The organism is Pseudoalteromonas sp. R3 (assembly GCF_004014715.1).
Taxonomy (GTDB): Bacteria; Pseudomonadota; Gammaproteobacteria; order Enterobacterales; family Alteromonadaceae; genus Pseudoalteromonas.
Genome location: NZ_CP034835.1, coordinates 35,036 through 59,117, shown reverse-complemented (window position 1 = coordinate 59,117; position 24,082 = coordinate 35,036). Strand labels below are relative to the sequence as shown.

Sequence of the window (24,082 nt, the reverse complement as noted above, 5' to 3'; positions counted from 1 at the left end):
CTAAAATTTATGTGAACGCTAGACTAGATTAGTAACAATTAAAAAAATAAACCGAATCATTAGCAGAATTCACTACTATGGCGCACTTGGATAACAAAGATCGTATTCTTCTGCGGGCATTGCAGGACAACGCCCGACTCAGTAATGCTCAACTAGCTGAACAAGCCAGTTTGTCTGACACCCCTTGCCTCAGGCGCGTCAAAAAGTTACAACAGGATGGGGTAATTTTAGGTTACCACGCCAATTTGGCACCGCAGTCACTAGGCTATACTGTACTGGTGTATGCGTTTATTCGCCTGAGTGAGAACTCTGCGCAGGCCGCCACCCAGTTTGAGTCTCATGCAGAGCAACTGCAACAGGTCCTCAGCTGCTCAGTGGTCTCTGGTGCGCATGATTACTTGCTCGAAATCATTGCCGAGGATTTGCCCAGTTACGAGCATTTTGTCAAACATCGTCTTGGCGCCATCGGCTGTATTGCAGGGATTGAGTCAACCATCGTTTTAAAGCAAACGTTTAGCAAACGACCCCTGCCAGTTTAACGCAAAGGATTCGATCCATATGCAGTTCCAATTTCGCACAGTGCATCATCAGTGGGTTGCTTATGTGCTAATGACACTGAGCTATTTTGCGCTGGGCAAAGCCCTGACCGCATTTGCGTTTCAGGATCAGGTGCTGCCCATCTGGCTGCCGGCGGGCGTCGGTCTGGTGGGTGTGCTGATTTGGGGATGGCGTTTTCTGCCTGGCTTATTCTTAGCCTCAGCGCTGTTTAACTGGACCACGGCCCATGGTTATACCTTTAGTCAGGCAACCTTATCGCAATGTCTGCAGGTCTCCATTATCGCATTGGGTGCCTGTCTGCAGGGGTTAGCTGGCGGATTACTCCTGCGCCACTGGCTCGGCGACCCATTGCGAATGCGCTCTCGCAAACACATTGCCTATTACATCTTTTTGGTTGGCATAGTCGCAAACCTGATCTCCGCGAATATCGGTGTATTCTCGCTTAGCTTGTTTAACCCCCAATATCAATTCAGCCATCACTGGCAAAACGTGGTGGCCTGGTGGCTGGGCGACAGCCTCGGCATACTGATTTTTACTCCCCTGCTGCTGCTTATGCTCGATGCATGGGCGTTTGAGCAACGCAGCTATCACCGCAGTCGCAACGTTTTTGCCACCAGCTTTGTACTGTTTTTATCTGTGGTACTGACAACCTATTTATATAATCAGGGCAACATTCAGGCTGCAAAGCGAGAAGCACAAAGAGAATTAAGACTGATAGAGAACCTGCTGTTGCAACAGGTCAACCTCAGCATGCTGGCAGTGCAAGGGGTATCTGCAAAGCTGCAATCGCTTAATGAGGTGAACGCTAAGGAGTTTCATCAGATAGCGCAGCAACAGCGTACCCGCTACCCGTTCTTGCGTGCTATTTCGTGGAATATCAGGCTCGAACAAACACAAGGGAACGCGCTTCAGCGCCACTTTGATGCGATATATGAAGGCCGTGTAAAACTCAAAGGATTGCCGCTTGGGCCCGATGATCCACTGGTTGTTGTCACCTATATTTCACCACAGGCCGAGAATTTCAGTGCGCTGGGTTTTAACGTGTATTCACGCGAAAACCGTAAGCTGGCGTTAGAAAACCTTGCCATTGCTGTACAACCTCAGGCAACAGATATCATACAACTGGTGCAAAGTGATACCCCATTGCACGCCTATTTGTTGTTCTCTCCGGTGTATCAACGTGGAGAAGTCGATACTCACTCTGGTATTCTCGGATATGCGACTGCAGTTGTACAAACCGACACTTTACTGGGTTCTGTGTTGAAAAAGTCTCAGGCTGATAGCTACAATGTTGCCATATTCGATGGCAACAGCCCGGATCCCTTCTACCGCAATCGCTCATTCTCGGCGACCCAAATGTCTGCAGACAACCTGTTTGAGACCCGCATTCAATTTGGTGGCCAGATCTGGCGTATTCAACTTGAACTCAGGGCGGATTTTGTCGCCAGTCTCAACCATCAACAAACGGTATTATTGTTGATGTTACAGTTGAGCATTACCGCATTGATCACTTTTATTGTGCTGCTCAACAACTATCAGCATTACGAGCTTAATCACTTAGTGGAACAACGCACCCAGTCGCTGCGCAAGGCGGTTGAGGATGCCCAACGAGCGAACCATGCTAAAAGCCGATTTCTGGCCAATATGAGCCACGAGCTCCGTACACCGTTAAATGCCGTGGTGGGATTTGCCTCCCTGATGAAGACAACCCACTCATTTGAAACCCTTCAGTCTTATGCCGGTCGTATCGATATGGCTGCAAAAACACTGCTGAATCTGGTCAATGACATTCTTGATATCGCCAAGATTGAGTCCAACCACCTGGTCATCGAGCGTCATGATTTTGATTTACAAGAGTTGCTGGGCCGGATTGATAGCCTGTTCACCACCAGTGCCGCAGATAAAGGGTTGCAATGGCAGCTGAATACCAACATAAGTGGTGCCTGCTGGCTCAAGGCGGATGAACTCAGGATGGAGCAGATCCTGCTTAACCTGTGCAGCAATGCCATCAAGTTTACCGATAGTGGTAAGGTGACTTTGCATTGTGAAGTGCTTCATGGTGACAGTGACTACCTACTTACTTTTTCTATCATCGACACCGGTATCGGTATCGATCCTCAAAAGCAGCAGCTGATTTTTGCACCTTTCACACAGGCCGACGCTTCGACTTCCCGACGCTTTGGTGGCACGGGTCTGGGTCTGGCTATCAGCAAAGAACTGGTGGCACTGATGGAAGGAGAGCTCACGGTACAAAGCGAACCGGGCCAGGGCAGTACTTTCACTTTTTCTTTACGCTGTCCATTTGGCGATGCCCTGCTGGCAGACCAAGCCGAGCTTGACCATACCTTACTCAAAGGTATGCATGTGCTGGTTGCAGAAGACAACCCGGTTAATCAGCTTGTGATTAAGGCCATGCTACAATCTATTGAGGTTGAATTTGTGCTCGTGAATGATGGCCAGCAAGCCGTCGACGTATGTGGTGAGCAGAACTTTGATCTGGTGCTTATGGACTGTCAGATGCCGTTGTTAGACGGTTATCAGGCAACCGCGCTATTACGTAAACAATTCAGTCAGCAGCAATTGCCCATTATCGCATTGACTGCCGACGTGATGCCTGAAGATAAGGCTTATGCGGTCGCTGTCGGATTTAATAGTCACCTTGCAAAACCACTGGAGCGCGATAAGCTGGTGCAATGCTTAATACAATATCGACTGTCATGATAAAAAAGGGTATTTATTTTTCATACTGACCAGCCTGGTGCAGCTTGCTCCCACACCAACACAGGCACAGACCTGTCTGGAGCAGGTCAGCGATCTACCACGCTATCAGATCAACGCACAGCAGGGCACCTATCGCTATGCCAATGACGCAGGTCCAGCTGTATTGGATATTCCCGAAGCGCAGCCATACACAGCCTACCTCAGAGCAACCCGGGCGCTGATCCTGGCACGCAACCCTAAAGCCACACTCCGCTGTGAACTGGCAACCAAAGTGTCGGCGCAGCTCAGCGAGCCCGCAACTCAGATAGCAGATTACGTTGCCCCTTTTCAGTTAACACATCCGAACAACCAAAAGGCTGTACTACTGATCCATGGATTAACCGACTCGCCCTTTATTTTTCACACTCTGGCTGCGGATTTGTATGCCCGGGGCTATGACGTCAGGACCATGTTGCTACCAGGCCATGGCACAGCAGCCAGCGACCTGAAAGAAGTCGATTACCGGGACTGGCAGCAGCATGTGCGCTATGCCATATCTCGAACAGCCAGTGATTATAGCCAGTTTGCAGTGCTTGGTTATTCAACCGGCGCGGCCCTGGCTACCACAGAAATAGCCGAGCGTCGGCCCGATAATCTGGCGGCATTGGTGCTCGTTGCGCCGGCCACGCAAAGCCACAGCGAAGTGGCCTGGCTGGCAAAATGGCTGGACTGGCTGCCCTGGGTTGACTGGGTTGATAAAGAAGCCGATCTGGATCTGGCAAAATATGAGTCGTTTCCTTTACACGCGGTCACACTGGTAGAAGAAGCTATGGCCGATATGCGAGCTGCTAAATTACCTGCCTCACTGCCAACCCTCGCCATTGCCAGCGATGTTGATACTACCATTGACACTCAGGTGACCTATGAGTTGCTGACCCGCTGGGCACAGGATCGCACCGCCCCGCTGGCACTGCGCGTCTATGCCCCAAAGCCCATTGCAACATTACCTGATTCAATTAGCGTAACTGCAGTCAGTGCACTCGACGACGTCATTGATATGTCGCATATTGGCATGTTAAATCCATCGGATCATCCTTATTACGGCAAAGCGGGGAGCTTTCGCAATTGCGATAGCTATCTGGAGGACATCGCGGCCTTTACTCACTGTAAGACGACCGAGAAACCGTATTTTGGTGAGCGCAGTGCAGCAAACCTGACACAATATACGCCGCTGGTCCGGGTATCCTTTAATCCGGATTATGATCCTATGGTTTTGCAACTGATACAGTTTTTGGGCGAGGCAATGCCGTAGACTATGTATCAACATCGTTTTATCACGCAACTTTCGGCACTGACTACCGCAGAGCTTACAACACTTTCAGGCCAGTCTCCGTTTAGCAGTATTGCCTGGTTGGAAGCTCTGGAACACAGCGGCTGTGTTGGTGAGCAGACAGGCTGGCTGCCCTATCACCTGCTTGTGTATCAGGATAACCAATTGGTCGCGCTACTGCCTGGCTATATCAAGCTTCACTCGTATGGCGAATATGTATTTGACTGGGCCTGGGCCGAAGCGTATGAGCGCCACCAGCTGCCCTATTATCCCAAGTGGATCTGTGCCATTCCGTTTACGCCTGTGGTGGGGAGTCGCGTTTTATCCAACAACCCGATATCCGATGCGCTTTATGACTATGTAACGGCTGCTCTGCACCAGGAGGCAAGGCAACAGAGCTGGTCGGGCTGGCATATTAATTTCCCGATACAGCGGGCAGGCTGGCAACGCCAGAACCTGATGGAGCGCCACGGTGTACAGTTTCACTGGAAAAATCATGACTATTCGGATTTCGACGACTTTCTTGGCGCAATGACGTCTCGCAAACGTAAGTCTATCAATAAGGAACGCAAAGCAATCCAGGATCAGGCGCTTACGATCCGCTGGTATCAGGGAGACGAGGTAACGGATGAAATAAGGCAGGCATTTTACCTATGCTATGCCACTACCTATCTCAAGCGTTCGGGACATCATGGCTACCTGAACGACGCTTTTTTTCAGCGTATCTGCGAGACCATGACAGATCAGGTTGCTATTGTATGTGCATTATTGCAGGAAAAAATTGTGGCCGCGAGCCTGTACTTACACGATGAGCATACCCTGTATGGTCGTTACTGGGGTGCACTACAAAGTCATAACCACCTGCACTTTGAACTGTGTTATTACCAGGGAATTGAGTATGCCATCCGCAACAAATTGCTCCGCTTCGACGCCGGTGCACAGGGAGAACACAAGCTGGCACGGGGTTTTGAACCGGTTATTACTCACTCTTATCACCATATCCGTCAGCCAGATTTTGCGCTGGCAATCGATGACTACCTGGCCAGGGAGCGTTTACATATGTCGGAATATCACAGCCAATGTGAGAGTTTACTGCCGTTTAAAAATCAGTAAGCGGTTATTCGCAGGCATTGTATAGTCTTCCAGTAACACCAGCTCAGCTTGTGTGGCAAGAGAGCAAATCCATTCTATATTGCGGATCCCGCTGTGCGGATCGCGACTGCGCAAAAAGGAATCAAAGTCCTTGTTGCTGGGTGAGGTAAACTGACCATTATAATTAAAAGGCCCATAGATCATCAGCAGCCCACCAGTGGCCAGGTGCTGCCTCACTTCATCAAAAAAGGCTTGGACCAAAGTTTCAGACACAATATGTAAGGTGTTCGCGGTATAAATCGCGGGGACTTCAGCCACTGGCCAGGGTGTGGATGCCAGGTCGAGTGTAAGTGGTGCTGGCAGATTACGCGCGTCACTGTCTTCACTCCACATCAGGATCCCTGCATGATTGACGGCCAGGTCACTACACTGCCAGGTTAAATGAGGCAACGCAGTCGCAAAACAAGCGGCATGTTGCCCAGTACCGGACCCGACTTCCAGTACAAACATGACCTCTGTTAAATAAGGGCGTATTTTTTCGAGTATTGGCAGCTTATTATTCTCACATGCCTGAGAGTAAGGTTTATCCATCTTGCACCTCTGTGATCCAATTTTGCGCTCTATTGATGCAATCCTGTCGCTAAAATGCAAGCGGTTTTAAATTGTATAACCTTAAACACATAAAAAACATACAATTTTATCCTTGGTATAAAGCATGCATTGTCTATACTGAAATTTCGACACAATGCTTGGAGCACATTATGACAACCTCAGATCTCTCTCATTTACCTTTAACAAGCCGTGGTCTGATAGACACGGACGCAGAACCTAATTTGCTGGAAAGCAAAGACTACTGTCAGGAAGTAGCGGACCTGCTGACCAGCCCGGAGCAAGAACGCGAGAAAACGGCACAGCAGTTTTTGCTTGGGTATAATTAACCCGCATAAGCCCTGCACATAATCAGGGCTTGCTAACTCGCCCCTTTAGTGTAATGATAATTATTATCGTTACACTAAAGGATACTCCACTATGCTGACACCGCTTGCGCTTATCAATTTTAAGCCGCACCTGAACGCACACTGCGCCCGTCCTTATCTAGATGCACCTCAGCAGGTCGCTGAATTTATCAGTGCCGGGTGCGATATAGCAAAATGGTACGAGCGACAATCCTGTGCATTGCTTCAGGAGCTGTATCTCAGGCGAGTATTCTTTGAATTGCTAAACCACATCGCTGATCCTCTGGTACACACCTGTGTACGACAGCAGTGCCTGGAACAAATCTATAAGCCACTGCTCGCTCTGAAGCGCTACTACAAAGCAAAGCGCAGAGGCCTACATAAATTTTACCTGCTCGAGCGGGAGGCCAGGATCATCAGCCATGAATTTAATCCGTACAGCTAGGAGTAGTTATGAGCGAATTTCGACAAGTTTCAGATAGCATGGGCGTGTTAGACGTGCCGCAAGATGCGCTTTATCAGGCACAGACTCAGCGTGCTATTAACAATTTCCCAGTCAGTGGGTTAACACTGCCAGGCGGATTTATTCGTGCGCTGGCTTACATCAAACAAGCAGCCGCAGAATCTAATCAGGAGCTGGGGCATCTGGACTCAGATAAGGCTCAGGCAATTGTTGCTGCCTGCCAGCAGATCATTGATGGCAAACACTTATCACAGTTTCCTGTCGACGTCTTTCAGACCGGATCAGGTACGAGCTCGAATATGAATGCCAACGAAGTGATCGCATCTTTGGCCAGTCAGCTTAGTGGCGAGACAGTCCACCCCAATGACCATGTAAACATGGGACAAAGCTCTAACGATGTGATCCCAACGGCAATTCATGTGAGCAGTGCCATTTTGGCGGTGTACGAGCTACTGCCCGCGCTTAAACATCTGTCTCAGGTGATTGAGCATAAGAGTAAAGAAGTCGGCCATCTAGTAAAAACAGGCCGCACCCATTTGATGGATGCCATGCCTGTAACTTTTGCACAGACACTCAGTGGTTGGCAGCACCAGGTTGATTCTGCCTGCGAAGGCATAGTACAGGCACTCGAGAAGGTCTATGAATTAGGACAAGGCGGCACTGCCGTTGGCACCGGGGTGAATGCCGATGAGCGTTTTGCCGCGACCTTTAACAGCTATCTGAGCAGTAATGTAGGGATCCGCTTCACACCCAGCAAAAACTTCTTTTATAACATAGGATCGCAAGACGCCATCGTCGCGCTATCGGGCCAGTTAAAAACGCTCGCAGTGGCCAATATGAAGATTGCCAACGATTTGCGCTGGATGAATTCTGGTCCTCTGGCAGGCCTGAGTGAAATAGAATTGCAGGCTTTGCAGCCTGGATCTTCCATTATGCCAGGTAAAGTCAACCCCGTGATCCCGGAAGCCGCAGCCATGGTCAGTGCACAGGTGATCGGCAATGACGCTACTATCACCGTAGCAGGTCAGTCAGGAAATTTTGAGCTGAATGTGATGCTGCCCGTTATTGCCTATAACATTTTACAGAGCATCGAGCTGCTGGCTAATATGTCACGCCTGCTTGCTGACAAAGCCATTGCGACCTTTAAGGTCAATGAACCCAGACTACAAGAAGCACTCACTCGTAATCCAATCTTAGTCACAGCTTTAAATCCGGTGATCGGATATGAGAAAGCCGCCTTCATCGCTAAACAGGCTTATCAACAAGGCCGCCCTATCATTGAGGTCGCTGCCGAGCACACTGATTTAAGTGAAACTAAGCTACGTGAATTACTGGATCCTCAAAAACTCACCCTTGGCGGGTTGTAACCGTATCACGCGCCAATAAACTTGGCGCGTGAATCTTGTCACAAGAGAAAAAGCGCGGCACACTGAAAGAAAAATAGACAGGATCTGATATGAACGCGTTTCAACTCTCTCTTTGTAGTTTGTTTTTCATTGCCGGCTGCAGTGCTTCAGGTAACGACCCCGTGAATAACGAGGAAGCCAGGAACGCTCAGCAGAGTACCGCAGACGAGCGAACGGTTGCACCAGTCAAACTACAAACTAAATCTGCTGTCAGGCATGATGTTGGGCACAGTAAACCTACCCCGGCAGACAAAGTGCACAAGGCAGAACCCATCGCCCAGATAGATGACGACGCGATCAGCGAAGCCAGGCTGAAAAACCAACGTGCCTATCTTAAATTTATTACCAAAGACAAAGAGTGTGACACCACTACTCAGTGTCAGGTGCTTCCGGTTGGCAGTCGGGCATGTGGCGGCCCCTCAGATTATGTCATATTCTCTACAAAGACGGCTGACCCAGAGAAAGTGAAAGAGCTGGCCGACAAGTTGACACATACCGAAGCCGCCTATAATGCCAAAAATCAAATGGTCAGTATTTGCCAACATTTGACTGTGCCTGCAACTCAGTGCGTTAACAATAAATGTGTTAAACTCGAGCATTCAAACCAGGCAACCTACTAGGGATTTTCAATGAAGTATCAGTGTTTGGCACTTTTTCTGCTCACAGGTTTACTGACTGGCTGCAGTAGTACACAGTCCACGCGAGCAACCGATAATGATGATAATCAGGCGCTGTCGGAATTAGTGGCTGATAAAGGATGCGATGCAAGCTTTCAATGCAAAGTAATCGGAGTAGGAGAGCGGCAAACCTGTGGTGGTCCAAGCCAGTATGTTGTTTATTCGGTACGCAATGTAGAAGAAAGCCAGGTAGAGCAGAGGGCTTTAGCAATAACACGGCAAGAGCAAGCACTTAACCAACAAACTCCACCCAGTGATGTTTGCAAGCAGGTGTTGCCTATTCAGGCGTTATGTATCAATAGTCAATGTCAGGCAATCACATTGAAATAATCCGGCAATTCGTTTCTTGACTGTCAGAAGACCTGATTCATCTGGCAGTCCATCACGTCTCCTATGTCAGCCCTAAAGCAACCATTGGCTCAACAATGAGATAGGTATTATTAGCAACGCACACAGGCATGCCCACCATACATACCGGATCTCAATCTGCTTCTTTACCCAATAGCAATAAATAAACTTCACCAGATAAGTAGAGGCACACCCAAACAGGGCAAAGATAACAAGCAGAACGAGTAAATACAGAGACACAATCAGCTCAACACTACGGCAATGAACATTTATCATAACGGCTCATTGCACACAGAGCAATGCAAGATAGCCTGTGTCCGAGACAAACGGTCGTGTCCCTGCCATATTCCTGCAATCGCTTCACTGACTCACCCCTCTTTGCGCTCAGTCGCGAAGTCGCTAACCTTCAAAAAGCTCGGCGTATAAAGCTGTACAACATACACCACTTTTAATTCACTCCAACCACGAATTCAGGCTCACCCTGCTCTACGACATTTGCCAACAACTCAGTCGCCATCCCCCACGCAATGCGGCCGCTGTTTAAACCAGTTTTCGGTGTTGAGTAGGTTTGCTCTGGTATATTTGTCATGCCAACGGTGTGGCCATTCAGCAGTGACTACAGGTTTACCCTGCTTTACCACACCTCCAACAGCAACTCCGTCATCACCCCGCACGCGATGCAGGATCCATTTAAACCAGATTTTCAGTGCTGAGTAGGTTTGTTTCAGTGTACTTGTTGTATGAGCGGTGTGGTCTCCCGCATCAAGTGCGCTAGTGTAGATCTGTTTGAATGGAGAAATGTCAGCGTTCTCATCTAAAATATTTTTAAACCCAAACGCAAAAAAGCCCGACTCTTTCGAATCGGGCTTTCTTTTATTGGGAGCTTGGCAATGTCCTACTTTCACATGGGAAACCCCACACTATCATCGGCGCTATTTCGTTTCACTACTGAGTTCGGCATGGAGTCAGGTGGTTCCAAAACGCTATGGTTACCAAGCATAAACTGTTGTGCAAGACGTCTCTCAACATCTCACTAAAATCTGGAAAAGCGTATTAAATTCTGTCGTCTACTTTATTTCTTAACTTCTAACAAACAAAACCACTTTGGCGTTGTATGGTTAAGCCTCACGGGTAATTAGTACGAGTTAGCTCAATGGCTCACACCACTTCCACATCTCGCCTATCAACGTTGTAGTCTTCAACGGCCCTTCAGTTAACTCTAAGTTAAAGTGAGAACTCATCTCGAGGCTCGCTTCCCGCTTAGATGCTTTCAGCGGTTATCGATTCCGAACGTAGCTACCGGGCAATGCCATTGGCATGACAACCCGAACACCAGCGGTTCGTCCACTCCGGTCCTCTCGTACTAGGAGCAGCCCCTCTCAATTCTCAAACGCCCACGGCAGATAGGGACCGAACTGTCTCACGACGTTCTAAACCCAGCTCGCGTACCACTTTAAATGGCGAACAGCCATACCCTTGGGACCGACTTCAGCCCCAGGATGTGATGAGCCGACATCGAGGTGCCAAACACCGCCGTCGATATGAACTCTTGGGCGGTATCAGCCTGTTATCCCCGGAGTACCTTTTATCCGTTGAGCGATGGCCCTTCCATTCAGAACCACCGGATCACTATGACCTACTTTCGTACCTGCTCGACGTGTCTGTCTCGCAGTTAAGCTGGCTTCTACCATTACACTAACCGTACGATGTCCGACCGTACTTAGCCAACCTTCGTGCTCCTCCGTTACTCTTTGGGAGGAGACCGCCCCAGTCAAACTACCCACCAGGCACTGTCCTCAACCCCGATTAGGGGCCTAAGTTAGAACATCAACACTACAAGGGTGGTATTTCAAGGTCGGCTCCACAGAAACTAGCGTTCCTGCTTCAAAGCCTCCCACCTATCCTACACATGTAGGGTCAATGTTCAGTGCCAAGCTGTAGTAAAGGTTCACGGGGTCTTTCCGTCTAGCCGCGGGTACACAGCATCTTCACTGCGATTTCAATTTCACTGAGTCTCGGGTGGAGACAGCGTGGCCATGGTTACACCATTCGTGCAGGTCGGAACTTACCCGACAAGGAATTTCGCTACCTTAGGACCGTTATAGTTACGGCCGCCGTTTACCGGGGCTTCGATCAAGAGCTTCGTCCGAAGACTAACCCCATCAATTAACCTTCCGGCACCGGGCAGGTGTCACACCGTATACGTCATCTTACGATTTTGCACAGTGCTGTGTTTTTAATAAACAGTCCCAGCCACCTGGTCACTGCGGCTCTCGTCTGCTTACGGAGCAAATCCTTCACAAACAAGAGCGTACCTTCTCCCGAAGTTACGGTACAATTTTGCCTAGTTCCTTCACCCGAGTTCTCTCAAGCGCCTTAGTATTCTCTACCTGACCACCTGTGTCGGTTTAGGGTACGATTCGATATAAACTGAAGCTTAGAGGCTTTTCCTGGAAGTAGGGCATCAACAACTTCACCACCGTAGTGGCTCGTCTCGACTCTCAGCCTTAGCGACCCGGATTTTCCTAAGTCACCAGCCTACAGCCTTTCACATGGACAACCAACGCCATGCTTGCCTAGCCTGCTCCGTCCCCCCATCGCATTTATACCAAGTACGGGAATATTAACCCGTTTCCCATCGACTACGCTCTTCAGCCTCGCCTTAGGGGTCGACTCACCCTACCCTGATTAACATGGGATAGGAACCCTTGGTCTTCCGGCGTGCGGGTTTTTCACCCGCATTATCGTTACTCATGTCAGCATTCGCACTTCTGATACGTCCAGCAAACCTTACAGTTCACCTTCAGCCGCTTACAGAACGCTCCCCTACCCCGCGAACTAAGTTCGCAGCCGTAGCTTCGGTGGTATGTTTAGCCCCGTTACATCTTCCGCGCAGGCCGACTCGACTAGTGAGCTATTACGCTTTCTTTAAAGGATGGCTGCTTCTAAGCCAACCTCCTAGCTGTTTTAGCCTTCCCACATCGTTTCCCACTTAACATACACTTTGGGACCTTAGCTGACGGTCTGGGTTGTTTCCCTCTCCACGATGGACGTTAGCACCCACCGTGTGTCTCCCGGATAGTACTTTACGGTATTCGGAGTTTGCAAAGGGTTGGTAAGTCGGGATGACCCCCTAGCCTTAACAGTGCTCTACCCCCGTAAGTATTCGTCCGAGGCTCTACCTAAATAGATTTCGGGGAGAACCAGCTATCTCCCGGTTTGATTAGCCTTTCACTCCTAGCCACAGGTCATCCCCTAACTTTTCAACGTTAGTGGGTTCGGTCCTCCAGTCAGTGTTACCTGACCTTCAACCTGCCCATGGCTAGATCACCGGGTTTCGGGTCTATACCCTGCAACTTAAGCGCCCAGTTAAGACTCGCTTTCGCTACGGCTCCCCTAAATGGTTAACCTTGCTACAGAATATAAGTCGCTGACCCATTATACAAAAGGTACGCAGTCACATAACAAGTATGCTCCTACTGCTTGTACGTACACGGTTTCAGGTTCTATTTCACTCCCCTCACAGGGGTTCTTTTCGCCTTTCCCTCACGGTACTGGTTCACTATCGGTCAGTTGGGAGTATTTAGCCTTGGAGGATGGTCCCCCATATTCAGTCAAAGTTTCACGTGCTCCGACCTACTCGATTTCACTTTAAATAAGTTGTCGTGTACGGGACTGTCACCCTGTATCGTCATACTTTCCAGAATGTTCCACTAACTACATTAAAGCTTAAGGGCTAATCCGATTTCGCTCGCCGCTACTTTCGGAATCTCGGTTGATTTCTTTTCCTACGGGTACTTAGATGTTTCAGTTCTCCGCGTTCGCTTCGTTAACCTATGTATTCAGTTAACGATGACCCAAAGGGCCGGGTTTCCCCATTCGGAAATCCTAGTCTCAAGCGCCTCTTACTGGCTTGACTAGGCTTATCGCAAGTTAGTACGTCCTTCATCGCCTCCAACTGCCAAGGCATCCACCGTGTACGCTTAGTCACTTAACCATACAACCCAAAATAGTTTTGAATTGTACTGCTAAAGACAGTTTTAACTTCGCCAGAAGTTAAGTAATACTAAAGTAGACGCTAATAAATTCTTACGAATTTATCGGCATTTTTCTTTCGAAAACTCTATAGAACAACAATTTTCATTGTTATTCCGAGAATTTAATATCAGCTTTCCAAATTTTTAAAGAGCAAGAGAATTACTTCTCAGAGTTAAAAACTCTCAGTTTCTTATTTAAAGTCACTGTCTTAAGAGTGTTTATCTATGAGGAGTAGGTAGTAAAGTGGTGGAGCTAAGCAGGATCGAACTGCTGACCTCCTGCGTGCAAGGCAGGCGCTCTCCCAGCTGAGCTATAGCCCCACATTACTAGGATAACATTGTTCTGAACCAAGCTTCTTTTCGAGGCCAGGCATAAAGTGAGGACGTTTAGTGTTTTCTAAACGACGAACTTAATAACGCAGCATCGGGAAGAAGTGGTGGGTCTGAGTAGACTTGAACTACCGACCTCACGCTTATCAGGCGTGCGCTCTAACCAGCTGAGCTACAGACCCAAACAATGTTTGTGTTCTCTAATTCTAATCAACAATCATCTGTGTGGACACTTCGAACAAATCAGTTCTAAGTCGATAAGGAGGTGATCCAGCCCCAGGTTCCCCTAGGGCTACCTTGTTACGACTTCACCCCAGTCATGAATCACTCCGTGGTGAACGCCCTCCCGAAGGTTAAGCTATCCACTTCTGGAGCAACCCACTCCCATGGTGTGACGGGCGGTGTGTACAAGGCCCGGGAACGTATTCACCGCGGCATTCTGATCCGCGATTACTAGCGATTCCGACTTCATGGAGTCGAGTTGCAGACTCCAATCCGGACTACGACATACTTTAAGTGATTCGCTTACTATCGCTAGTTCGCAGCACTCTGTATATGCCATTGTAGCACGTGTGTAGCCCTACACGTAAGGGCCATGATGACTTGACGTCGTCCCCACCTTCCTCCGGTTTATCACCGGCAGTCTCCTTAGAGTTCCCGACCGAATCGCTGGCAACTAAGGATAAGGGTTGCGCTCGTTGCGGGACTTAACCCAACATCTCACAACACGAGCTGACGACAGCCATGCAGCACCTGTATCAGAGTTCCCGAAGGCACCAAACCATCTCTGGTAAGTTCTCTGTATGTCAAGTGTAGGTAAGGTTCTTCGCGTTGCATCGAATTAAACCACATGCTCCACCGCTTGTGCGGGCCCCCGTCAATTCATTTGAGTTTTAACCTTGCGGCCGTACTCCCCAGGCGGTCTACTTAATGCGTTAGCTTTGGAAAAGTTGTCCGAAGACCCCAGCTCCTAGTAGACATCGTTTACGGCGTGGACTACCAGGGTATCTAATCCTGTTTGCTCCCCACGCTTTCGTACATGAGCGTCAGTGTTGACCCAGGTGGCTGCCTTCGCCATCGGTATTCCTTCAGATCTCTACGCATTTCACCGCTACACCTGAAATTCTACCACCCTCTATCACACTCTAGTTGACCAGTTCGAAATGCAGTTCCCAGGTTAAGCCCGGGGCTTTCACATCTCGCTTAATCAACCGCCTGCGTACGCTTTACGCCCAGTAATTCCGATTAACGCTCGCACCCTCCGTATTACCGCGGCTGCTGGCACGGAGTTAGCCGGTGCTTCTTCTGTCAGTAACGTCACAGCTAGCAGGTATTAACTACTAACCTTTCCTCCTGACTGAAAGTGCTTTACAACCCGAAGGCCTTCTTCACACACGCGGCATGGCTGCATCAGGCTTGCGCCCATTGTGCAATATTCCCCACTGCTGCCTCCCGTAGGAGTCTGGACCGTGTCTCAGTTCCAGTGTGGCTGATCATCCTCTCAAACCAGCTAGGGATCGTCGCCTTGGTGAGCCGTTACCTCACCAACTAGCTAATCCCACTTGGGCCAATCTAAAGGCGAGAGCCGAAGCCCCCTTTGGTCCGTAGACATTATGCGGTATTAGCCATCGTTTCCAATGGTTGTCCCCCACCTAAAGGCATGTTCCCAAGCATTACTCACCCGTCCGCCGCTCGTCATCTTCTAGCAAGCTAGAAATGTTACCGCTCGACTTGCATGTGTTAGGCCTGCCGCCAGCGTTCAATCTGAGCCATGATCAAACTCTTCAATTAAAAGTTTTTTGAAACCGAAGTTTCGTGCTCAATGAATTCTGTATAAATTGACTATGTTAGTCACTCATAAGAAATTGAGACTCTAAATTTTTGTGCGTCATCTAGCGAACTAGAATCTGCTGTTAGAACTCAACCTGTACGAGTGCCCACACAGATGATTGCTTCATATTTTTAAAGAACTGTGCGACTTAATGTCGCTGCGCTGTTAGCGCTGAGGGTTGTGCATTCTAATCACTTCCCATTTTATGTCAACACTTAATTTTGATTTTTCTTTCGAAAAATTAAAACCTAAGTTTTATTTGACTCCCAACTCGTTGGCTCGTTGCTTTTCAGCGTTGTGCCCCGTGTCGGTGGATGCGCATTATAGGGAAATCGAATAACGATGCAACCCCTTTTTTCATTTTTCTCTCGATAAATTGTCACCACCACCCACCACTGCAAATACACACAAAAGACAAACAAGATACGCACAATCAAATGTGGATAAGTTTGTAAATAAACAACAGTACAGGCAAAATAGTGAAAGACGATCAGAATGAGTCTTCAGTTTCTTATTCTGCTCAGGGATATAAAACTGTACGTAAATAAAGCCATAAAGGTTGATAAAAATTGCATCGGTGGGCTTTAGTCATTTTGCTTCCTGTACTAATAACACGCTGAGCAAAGAATACCTTCAACATCCGTGTTATTAGCAGTGGTTCTTCTTATTCATGTGGTCGATGTGGTACGTGCCCGAGCCATTCTCTGATACTACTTGTCTTAAATCTACGAAAAGCTTTAGGAATAAAAGACTACATGAATGGACATCGGTAAATCTGTTTAATTAAGAGTCTTGTGGTGCTCGCCAGGTTCAGGGACTATGGGTACAAACTATATAGCCAGCCTGCAGTTGCCGTATTAAATGCAGGATGTATTATTGAAATTACATGGCACTTCGTCATAAGTCGTTCAACACCCAATATGGGAGTATGGAGCATGCTCAGTATGAAGTGTTAGCCAGTTAATCATCCGCAAGCCCTGGCTCGTGGACAACAATAGTGCAAACTGTAAAAATGGAATATAAACGGCTTATTCAAAAAAGCGCAGCATATACTGGGTTTGTAATCCATACCCAGCAGCAAATCCAGGTTGACAAAGCTCTACCCCACCTTCAACAACAACTCCCTCTTCTGCATCACGCCGTGCGATGCTGTTTAAACCAGTTTTTCGGTGTTGAATAGGTTTGTTTCGGTGTATTTATCATGCCTACGAAGTAGCGTTCCAGCAGCAACTCCAAGTTTATGCCAATTTGATTAAATTTATGATCTAATATCAAAATCCAATTTTCATCGTTGTGATAGTGATTTTGCAGCCCTCTGAATTTATTAAGCTCTCCAAACAGACTAAAGACCCAAGAAAGAAAGTGCGTATACTCGCACTGGCTCATTTCTTTGAAGGTAAATCTCGCTATCAGATTGCTGAATATTTAAAGGTCAGTCGTACTAGCGTAAACAAATGGGTCAAAGACTATCTCGATTATGGATTGGAGGGCCTGGAAGACCTGCCTCGCTCGGGCCGTCCTTGCAAACTGGATGGTGCACAACTGAAGCAGCTTAAAGCATATGTACTCGACTCTATAGACCGCACGGAAGGTGGTCGGCTAACATTAGAAGATATTCAGCAGTATATATCTGAGTCTTTTCACATTGAGTACGAGTTATCAGCTGTTCACAGATTGTTGAAAAGACAAAACTTCTCATGGATCAGCAGCCGGTCAATACACCCTAAAGGAAACCAGGCTCACCAAGAAGCTTTTAAAAAACTTCGAGCTGGAAACGATCCTTCACACCTCGGGACACCTGCTTCCTGAACGCATTGATGTGTGGTTTCAGGACGAAGCACGATTTGGTCAGCAAACTTCAACAACAAAGGTTTGGGCTGAAAAAGGCTCACGTCCAAGAGTTGTAAAGCAGCAACAATTCGAATATGCCTATCTATTTGGTGCAGTGTGTCCAACAACTGGTGAAACAGAAGCACTCATCTCACCTATAGTGAATAAAGAAGTCATGTATTCTCACCTGGAGCAAATATCACAAAGGACTCAACCAGGAAGAATGGCTGTGGTCGTCATGGATCGCGCAGCCTGGCACTTCAAAGATGGTTTGGTAAAAGGCCTGGAGAATGTAGTGATCATTAGGCTGCCACCTTATACCAATTTCACTTAATACCTGTTCAATTTGACGGAGCAAATATGACGCTAACGGCGTTAAAAATTTCTCATTTAGAACAACTAAATAACAAAATTTTTGCCTTGTTATCGACCATATTTTCTCGCCTCAAAATAGCACACTTAATTAAGCAAATTGGTATTATTCGCCAGAGTTAAACCCCATAGAACAAGTGTGGAGTTGGCTCAGACAACATAAGTTATCAAACAGAACCTTTGCAAACTACGATGACATTCTGGATCAGGTCAGCGAAGCATGGAATGCGTTTATCTCATGTGCTGACAGGGTGAAATCATTGTGCTTTAGGGACTGGATAAATGTGACCAGTTAATTATTCAAAATGGTATCATTGTGCTTCAGGGACTGGATAAATCTGACCAGTTAATTATTCAAAATGGTATAATTAGGAGCTTGGCAATGGTCCGGTTGGCGGCCAGAGGCCTTAGCGTTCAGTCGGTGGAAAGTGAAATTGTTCACTTTCCATAATCCGCCTTCACCCTACTTTCACATGGACGAAATGAGACCGAAGCACCGCTTCGCAGCTCACTGAGATGAGCGCAAGGACCCACATGGATGTGGGGAAGTAGAATAATGCAGGAGCAATTATCGAGATGCGCGATGGGACCCAGCTTCATGGATGAATAGGCGATGCTATTCTATCTACAGCTACAGCTCATCAGCACTTTCTTAATCACACATAGCAAAAAACCCGCCGCATTGCTGCAACGGGTTTCTCTTATAAGGCCCTGGCGATGTCCTACTTTCACATGGGAAACCCCACACTATCATCGGCGCTATTTCGTTTCACTACTGAGTTCGGCATGGGGTCAGGTGGTTCCAAAATGCTATTTTCACCAGGAAATTCTGTATGCAAGACGTCTCTCAACATCTCACTAAAATCTGGAAAAGCGTATTAAATTCTTCGTCTACTTTATTTCTTAACTTCTAACAAACAAAACCACTTTGGCGTTGTATGGTTAAGCCTCACGGGTAATTAGTACGAGTTAGCTCAATGGCTCACACCACTTCCACATCTCGCCTATCAACGTTGTAGTCTTCAACGGCCCTTTAGTTAACTCTAAGTTAAAGTGAGAACTCATCTCGAGGCTCGCTTCCCGCTTAGATGCTTTCAGCGGTTATCGATTCCGAACGTAGCTACCGGGCAATGCCATTGGCATGACAACCCGAACACCAGCGGTTCGTCCACTCCGGTCCTCTCGTACTAGGAGCAGCCCCTCTCAATTCTCAAACGCCCACGGCAGATAGGGACCGAACTGTCTCACGACGTTCTAAACCCAGCTCGCGTACCACTTTAAATGGCGAACAGCCATACCCTTGGGACCGACTTCAGCCCCAGGATGTGATGAGCCGACATCGAGGTGCCAAACACCGCCGTCGATATGAACTCTTGGGCGGTATCAGCCTGTTATCCCCGGAGTACCTTTTATCCGTTGAGCGATGGCCCTTCCATTCAGAACCACCGGATCACTATGACCTACTTTCGTACCTGCTCGACGTGTCTGTCTCGCAGTTAAGCTGGCTTCTACCATTACACTAACCGTACGATGTCCGACCGTACTTAGCCAACCTTCGTGCTCCTCCGTTACTCTTTGGGAGGAGACCGCCCCAGTCAAACTACCCACCAGGCACTGTCCTCAACCCCGATTAGGGGCCTAAGTTAGAACATCAACACTACAAGGGTGGTATTTCAAGGTCGGCTCCACACAAACTAGCGTCTGTGCTTCAAAGCCTCCCACCTATCCTACACATGTAGGGTCAATGTTCAGTGCCAAGCTGTAGTAAAGGTTCACGGGGTCTTTCCGTCTAGCCGCGGGTACACAGCATCTTCACTGCGATTTCAATTTCACTGAGTCTCGGGTGGAGACAGCGTGGCCATGGTTACACCATTCGTGCAGGTCGGAACTTACCCGACAAGGAATTTCGCTACCTTAGGACCGTTATAGTTACGGCCGCCGTTTACCGGGGCTTCGATCAAGAGCTTCGTCCGAAGACTAACCCCATCAATTAACCTTCCGGCACCGGGCAGGTGTCACACCGTATACGTCATCTTACGATTTTGCACAGTGCTGTGTTTTTAATAAACAGTCCCAGCCACCTGGTCACTGCGGCTCTCGTCTGCTTACGGAGCAAGTCCTTCACAAACAAGAGCGTACCTTCTCCCGAAGTTACGGTACAATTTTGCCTAGTTCCTTCACCCGAGTTCTCTCAAGCGCCTTAGTATTCTCTACCTGACCACCTGTGTCGGTTTAGGGTACGATTCGATATAAACTGAAGCTTAGAGGCTTTTCCTGGAAGTAGGGCATCAACAACTTCACCACCGTAGTGGCTCGTCTCGACTCTCAGCCTTAGCGACCCGGATTTTCCTAAGTCACCAGCCTACAGCCTTTCACATGGACAACCAACGCCATGCTTGCCTAGCCTGCTCCGTCCCCCCATCGCATTTATACCAAGTACGGGAATATTAACCCGTTTCCCATCGACTACGCTCTTCAGCCTCGCCTTAGGGGTCGACTCACCCTACCCTGATTAACATGGGATAGGAACCCTTGGTCTTCCGGCGTGCGGGTTTTTCACCCGCATTATCGTTACTCATGTCAGCATTCGCACTTCTGATATGTCCAGCATGCCTCCCGGCACACCTTCAGCCACTTACAGAACGCTCCCCTACCCCGCGAACTAAGTTCGCAGCCGTAGCTTCGGTGGTATGTTTAGCCCCGTTACATCTTCCGCGCAGGCCGACTCGACTAGTGAGCTATTACGCTTTCTTTAAAGGATGGCTGCTTCTAAGCCAACCTCCTAGCTGTTTTAGCCTTCCCACATCGTTTCCCACTTAACATACACTTTGGGACCTTAGCTGACGGTCTGGGTTGTTTCCCTCTCCACGATGGACGTTAGCACCCACCGTGTGTCTCCCGGATAGTACTTTACGGTATTCGGAGTTTGCAAAGGGTTGGTAAGTCGGGATGACCCCCTAGCCTTAACAGTGCTCTACCCCCGTAAGTATTCGTCCGAGGCTCTACCTAAATAGATTTCGGGGAGAACCAGCTATCTCCCGGTTTGATTAGCCTTTCACTCCTAGCCACAGGTCATCCCCTAACTTTTCAACGTTAGTGGGTTCGGTCCTCCAGTCAGTGTTACCTGACCTTCAACCTGCCCATGGCTAGATCACCGGGTTTCGGGTCTATACCCTGCAACTTAAGCGCCCAGTTAAGACTCGCTTTCGCTACGGCTCCCCTAAATGGTTAACCTTGCTACAGAATATAAGTCGCTGACCCATTATACAAAAGGTACGCAGTCACATAACAAGTATGCTCCTACTGCTTGTACGTACACGGTTTCAGGTTCTATTTCACTCCCCTCACAGGGGTTCTTTTCGCCTTTCCCTCACGGTACTGGTTCACTATCGGTCAGTTGGGAGTATTTAGCCTTGGAGGATGGTCCCCCCATATTCAGTCAAAGTTTCACGTGCTCCGACCTACTCGATTTCACTTTAAATAAGTTGTCGTGTACGGGACTGTCACCCTGTATCGTCATACTTTCCAGAATGTTCCACTAACTACATTAAAGCTTAAGGGCTAATCCGATTTCGCTCGCCGCTACTTTCGGAATCTCGGTTGATTTCTTTTCCTACGGGTACTTAGATGTTTCAGTTCTCCGCGTTCGCCTCATACAGCTATGTATTCACTGCATGATGACCCAAAGGGCCGGGTTTCCCCATTCGGAAATCCTAGTCTCAAGCGCCTCTTACTGGCTTGACTAGGCTTATCGCAAGTTAGTACGTCCTTCATCGCCTCCAACTGCCAAGGCATCCACCGTGTACGCTTAGTCACTTAACCATACAACCCAAAATAGTTTTGAATTGTACTGCTAAAGACAGTTTTAACTTCGCCAGAAGTTAAGTAATACTAAAGTAGACGCTAATAAATTCTTGCGAATTTATCGGCATTTTTCTTTCGAAAACTCTATAGAACAACAATTTTCATTGTCATTCCGAGAATTTAATATCAGCTTTCCAAATTTTTAAAGAGCAATATCACTCAGCAAGTAAACTCACCAAGCAACAATCATCTGTGTGGACACTTCGAACAAATCAGTTCTAAGTCGATAAGGAGGTGATCCAGCCCCAGGTTCCCCTAGGGCTACCTTGTTACGACTTCACCCCAGTCATGAATCACTCCGTGGTGAACGCCCTCCCGAAGGTTAAGCTATCCACTTCTGGAGCAACCCACTCCCATGGTGTGACGGGCGGTGTGTACAAGGCCCGGGAACGTATTCACCGCGGCATTCTGATCCGCGATTACTAGCGATTCCGACTTCATGGAGTCGAGTTGCAGACTCCAATCCGGACTACGACATACTTTAAGTGATTCGCTTACTATCGCTAGTTCGCAGCACTCTGTATATGCCATTGTAGCACGTGTGTAGCCCTACACGTAAGGGCCATGATGACTTGACGTCGTCCCCACCTTCCTCCGGTTTATCACCGGCAGTCTCCTTAGAGTTCCCGACCGAATCGCTGGCAACTAAGGATAAGGGTTGCGCTCGTTGCGGGACTTAACCCAACATCTCACAACACGAGCTGACGACAGCCATGCAGCACCTGTATCAGAGTTCCCGAAGGCACCAAACCATCTCTGGTAAGTTCTCTGTATGTCAAGTGTAGGTAAGGTTCTTCGCGTTGCATCGAATTAAACCACATGCTCCACCGCTTGTGCGGGCCCCCGTCAATTCATTTGAGTTTTAACCTTGCGGCCGTACTCCCCAGGCGGTCTACTTAATGCGTTAGCTTTGGAAAAGTTGTCCGAAGACCCCAGCTCCTAGTAGACATCGTTTACGGCGTGGACTACCAGGGTATCTAATCCTGTTTGCTCCCCACGCTTTCGTACATGAGCGTCAGTGTTGACCCAGGTGGCTGCCTTCGCCATCGGTATTCCTTCAGATCTCTACGCATTTCACCGCTACACCTGAAATTCTACCACCCTCTATCACACTCTAGTTGACCAGTTCGAAATGCAGTTCCCAGGTTAAGCCCGGGGCTTTCACATCTCGCTTAATCAACCGCCTGCGTACGCTTTACGCCCAGTAATTCCGATTAACGCTCGCACCCTCCGTATTACCGCGGCTGCTGGCACGGAGTTAGCCGGTGCTTCTTCTGTCAGTAACGTCACAGCTAGCAGGTATTAACTACTAACCTTTCCTCCTGACTGAAAGTGCTTTACAACCCGAAGGCCTTCTTCACACACGCGGCATGGCTGCATCAGGCTTGCGCCCATTGTGCAATATTCCCCACTGCTGCCTCCCGTAGGAGTCTGGACCGTGTCTCAGTTCCAGTGTGGCTGATCATCCTCTCAAACCAGCTAGGGATCGTCGCCTTGGTGAGCCGTTACCTCACCAACTAGCTAATCCCACTTGGGCCAATCTAAAGGCGAGAGCCGAAGCCCCCTTTGGTCCGTAGACATTATGCGGTATTAGCCATCGTTTCCAATGGTTGTCCCCCACCTAAAGGCATGTTCCCAAGCATTACTCACCCGTCCGCCGCTCGTCATCTTCTAGCAAGCTAGAAATGTTACCGCTCGACTTGCATGTGTTAGGCCTGCCGCCAGCGTTCAATCTGAGCCATGATCAAACTCTTCAATTAAAAGTTTTTTGTTTGAAGTAAACTTCAAACGTGCTCAATGAATTCTGATTTTGTCTGCTTCTACTTTTCAAAAAAGTAAAATCAAAACGAATTGACTATGTTAGTCACTCAGTTCAGTTGAGACTCTAAATTTTTGTGCGTCATTCAGTAAACTGAAATTCGCTGTTAGAACTCAATCTGTACGAGTGCCCACACAGATGATTGCTTCATATTTTTAAAGAACAGTATAACTAACCTTAATTAGTTACCGCAGCCTTGCTGCGAAGTGGAGCGCCATATTAACCGCTTCACTTTTAAAGTCAACTAGAAAATTTAATTTTTCTTAATTAAGCTTTCCGTTTGGCTTTCCCTTCACTTGGCTCGTTGCTTTTCAGCGTTGTGCCCCGTGTCGGTGGATGCGCATTATAGGGAAATCGAAACCCAGCGCAACCCCTTTTTTGAAGAAAAGTGAGAAAAACGGTGTGTTCGAATGAAAATCATACCAAAAGGCGCAAAAATGCATGTGAAACATGCAATGTTGCGCTTTTT

General features: G+C 48.2%; 13 protein-coding genes, 2 tRNA genes, 6 rRNA genes and 1 pseudogene. 12 read left to right on the top strand and 10 right to left on the bottom strand.

Annotation, left to right across the window (positions count from 1 at the left end; all coding sequences use genetic code 11):
- Positions 1-77 precede the first annotated feature (77 nt).
- From ELR70_RS05165 to ELR70_RS05150, 4 genes are read left to right on the top strand one after another with little or no spacing between them, the layout of a single operon-like run.
- Positions 78-539 carry an Lrp/AsnC family transcriptional regulator gene (locus tag ELR70_RS05165; protein ID WP_054017705.1) on the top strand — a complete coding sequence of 154 codons (462 nt, stop codon included), beginning with the start codon at positions 78-80 and terminating at the stop codon, positions 537-539.
- Between the two features lie 19 nt (positions 540-558).
- Positions 559-3,279, top strand: a complete 2,721-nt coding sequence (locus ELR70_RS05160; RefSeq protein WP_054017704.1) for an ATP-binding protein — start codon at positions 559-561, stop codon at positions 3,277-3,279.
- A gap of 37 nt (positions 3,280-3,316) precedes the next feature.
- Positions 3,317-4,570 (top strand): alpha/beta fold hydrolase, encoded by a 1,254-nt coding sequence (locus ELR70_RS05155; RefSeq protein ID WP_164881432.1) that lies wholly within the window; start codon positions 3,317-3,319, stop codon positions 4,568-4,570.
- 3 nt (positions 4,571-4,573) lie between these two features.
- Positions 4,574-5,701, top strand: coding sequence for a GNAT family N-acetyltransferase (locus ELR70_RS05150; RefSeq protein WP_054017702.1), 1,128 nt, complete (start codon positions 4,574-4,576; stop codon positions 5,699-5,701).
- Here ELR70_RS05150 and ELR70_RS05145 read toward each other — a convergent pair.
- On the bottom strand, positions 5,678-6,271 hold the full coding sequence (locus tag ELR70_RS05145) for a DUF938 domain-containing protein (protein ID WP_054017701.1): 594 nt from the start codon (positions 6,269-6,271) through the stop codon (positions 5,678-5,680). The two genes, ELR70_RS05150 and ELR70_RS05145, sit on opposite strands and share 24 nt — an antisense overlap.
- A 170-nt stretch (positions 6,272-6,441) precedes the next feature.
- On the opposite strand from ELR70_RS05145, the gene ELR70_RS24775 reads away from it, so the two are divergent.
- The 5 genes from ELR70_RS24775 (at position 6,442) to ELR70_RS05125 (ending at position 9,512) form a co-directional block, all read left to right on the top strand.
- Positions 6,442-6,618, top strand: a complete 177-nt coding sequence (locus ELR70_RS24775; RefSeq protein ID WP_160317432.1) for a hypothetical protein — start codon at positions 6,442-6,444, stop codon at positions 6,616-6,618.
- Between the two features lie 91 nt (positions 6,619-6,709).
- The gene (locus ELR70_RS05140; RefSeq protein WP_054017700.1) at positions 6,710-7,081 is read left to right on the top strand and encodes a hypothetical protein; all 372 of its coding nucleotides are present in this window, start codon (positions 6,710-6,712) and stop codon (positions 7,079-7,081) included.
- 8 nt (positions 7,082-7,089) lie between these two features.
- Positions 7,090-8,466 carry a class II fumarate hydratase gene (locus ELR70_RS05135; RefSeq protein WP_054017699.1) on the top strand — a complete coding sequence of 459 codons (1,377 nt, stop codon included), beginning with the start codon at positions 7,090-7,092 and terminating at the stop codon, positions 8,464-8,466.
- Between the two features lie 89 nt (positions 8,467-8,555).
- Complete coding sequence (locus ELR70_RS05130) at positions 8,556-9,125, top strand: hypothetical protein (RefSeq protein ID WP_054017698.1); 570 nt, start codon at positions 8,556-8,558, stop codon at positions 9,123-9,125.
- A 9-nt stretch (positions 9,126-9,134) separates the two neighbouring features.
- Complete coding sequence (locus tag ELR70_RS05125; RefSeq protein ID WP_054017697.1) at positions 9,135-9,512, top strand: hypothetical protein; 378 nt, start codon at positions 9,135-9,137, stop codon at positions 9,510-9,512.
- A 466-nt stretch (positions 9,513-9,978) separates the two neighbouring features.
- Here ELR70_RS05125 and ELR70_RS24770 read toward each other — a convergent pair whose 3' ends face one another.
- The 6 genes from ELR70_RS24770 to ELR70_RS05095 all read right to left on the bottom strand — a co-directional run bounded on the left by ELR70_RS24770 (position 9,979) and on the right by ELR70_RS05095 (position 15,688).
- Positions 9,979-10,119: a hypothetical protein gene (locus ELR70_RS24770; RefSeq protein ID WP_160317431.1), complete on the bottom strand. Its 141-nt coding sequence runs from the start codon at positions 10,117-10,119 to the stop codon at positions 9,979-9,981.
- A gap of 293 nt (positions 10,120-10,412) precedes the next feature.
- Positions 10,413-10,527 (bottom strand): 5S ribosomal RNA (gene rrf / locus ELR70_RS05115).
- Between the two features lie 117 nt (positions 10,528-10,644).
- A 23S ribosomal RNA gene (locus tag ELR70_RS05110) occupies positions 10,645-13,527 on the bottom strand.
- Positions 13,528-13,812: 285 nt separating this feature from the next.
- Positions 13,813-13,888 (bottom strand) — tRNA-Ala (locus ELR70_RS05105).
- Positions 13,889-14,002: 114 nt separating this feature from the next.
- Positions 14,003-14,079: transfer RNA gene (locus ELR70_RS05100), tRNA-Ile, on the bottom strand.
- Between the two features lie 76 nt (positions 14,080-14,155).
- Positions 14,156-15,688, bottom strand: a 16S ribosomal RNA gene (locus tag ELR70_RS05095).
- Together the 16S, 23S and 5S rRNA genes with 2 tRNA genes alongside form the textbook arrangement of a ribosomal RNA operon.
- 1,402 nt (positions 15,689-17,090) lie before the next feature.
- Between ELR70_RS05095 and ELR70_RS05090 the strand changes: the two genes are divergently transcribed.
- The 3 genes and pseudogenes from ELR70_RS05090 to ELR70_RS05080 all read left to right on the top strand — a co-directional run.
- A complete protein-coding gene (locus ELR70_RS05090; RefSeq protein WP_164881431.1) occupies positions 17,091-17,537 on the top strand; it encodes an IS630 family transposase in 447 nt (148 codons plus the stop codon).
- Between the two features lie 10 nt (positions 17,538-17,547).
- Positions 17,548-17,892, top strand: coding sequence for a transposase (locus tag ELR70_RS05085; RefSeq protein ID WP_164881430.1), 345 nt, complete (start codon positions 17,548-17,550; stop codon positions 17,890-17,892).
- A 145-nt stretch (positions 17,893-18,037) separates the two neighbouring features.
- Positions 18,038-18,226, top strand: a pseudogene (locus ELR70_RS05080) (transposase); the annotation flags it as partial.
- Between the two features lie 413 nt (positions 18,227-18,639).
- On the opposite strand, the gene rrf (ELR70_RS05075) reads toward ELR70_RS05080, so the two are convergent.
- From rrf (ELR70_RS05075) to ELR70_RS05065, 3 genes are all read right to left on the bottom strand, one after another.
- Positions 18,640-18,754: ribosomal RNA gene (gene rrf / locus ELR70_RS05075) — 5S ribosomal RNA — on the bottom strand.
- Between the two features lie 114 nt (positions 18,755-18,868).
- Positions 18,869-21,752: ribosomal RNA gene (locus ELR70_RS05070) — 23S ribosomal RNA — on the bottom strand.
- Between the two features lie 269 nt (positions 21,753-22,021).
- Positions 22,022-23,554 (bottom strand): 16S ribosomal RNA (locus tag ELR70_RS05065).
- Positions 23,555-24,082 lie beyond the last annotated feature (528 nt).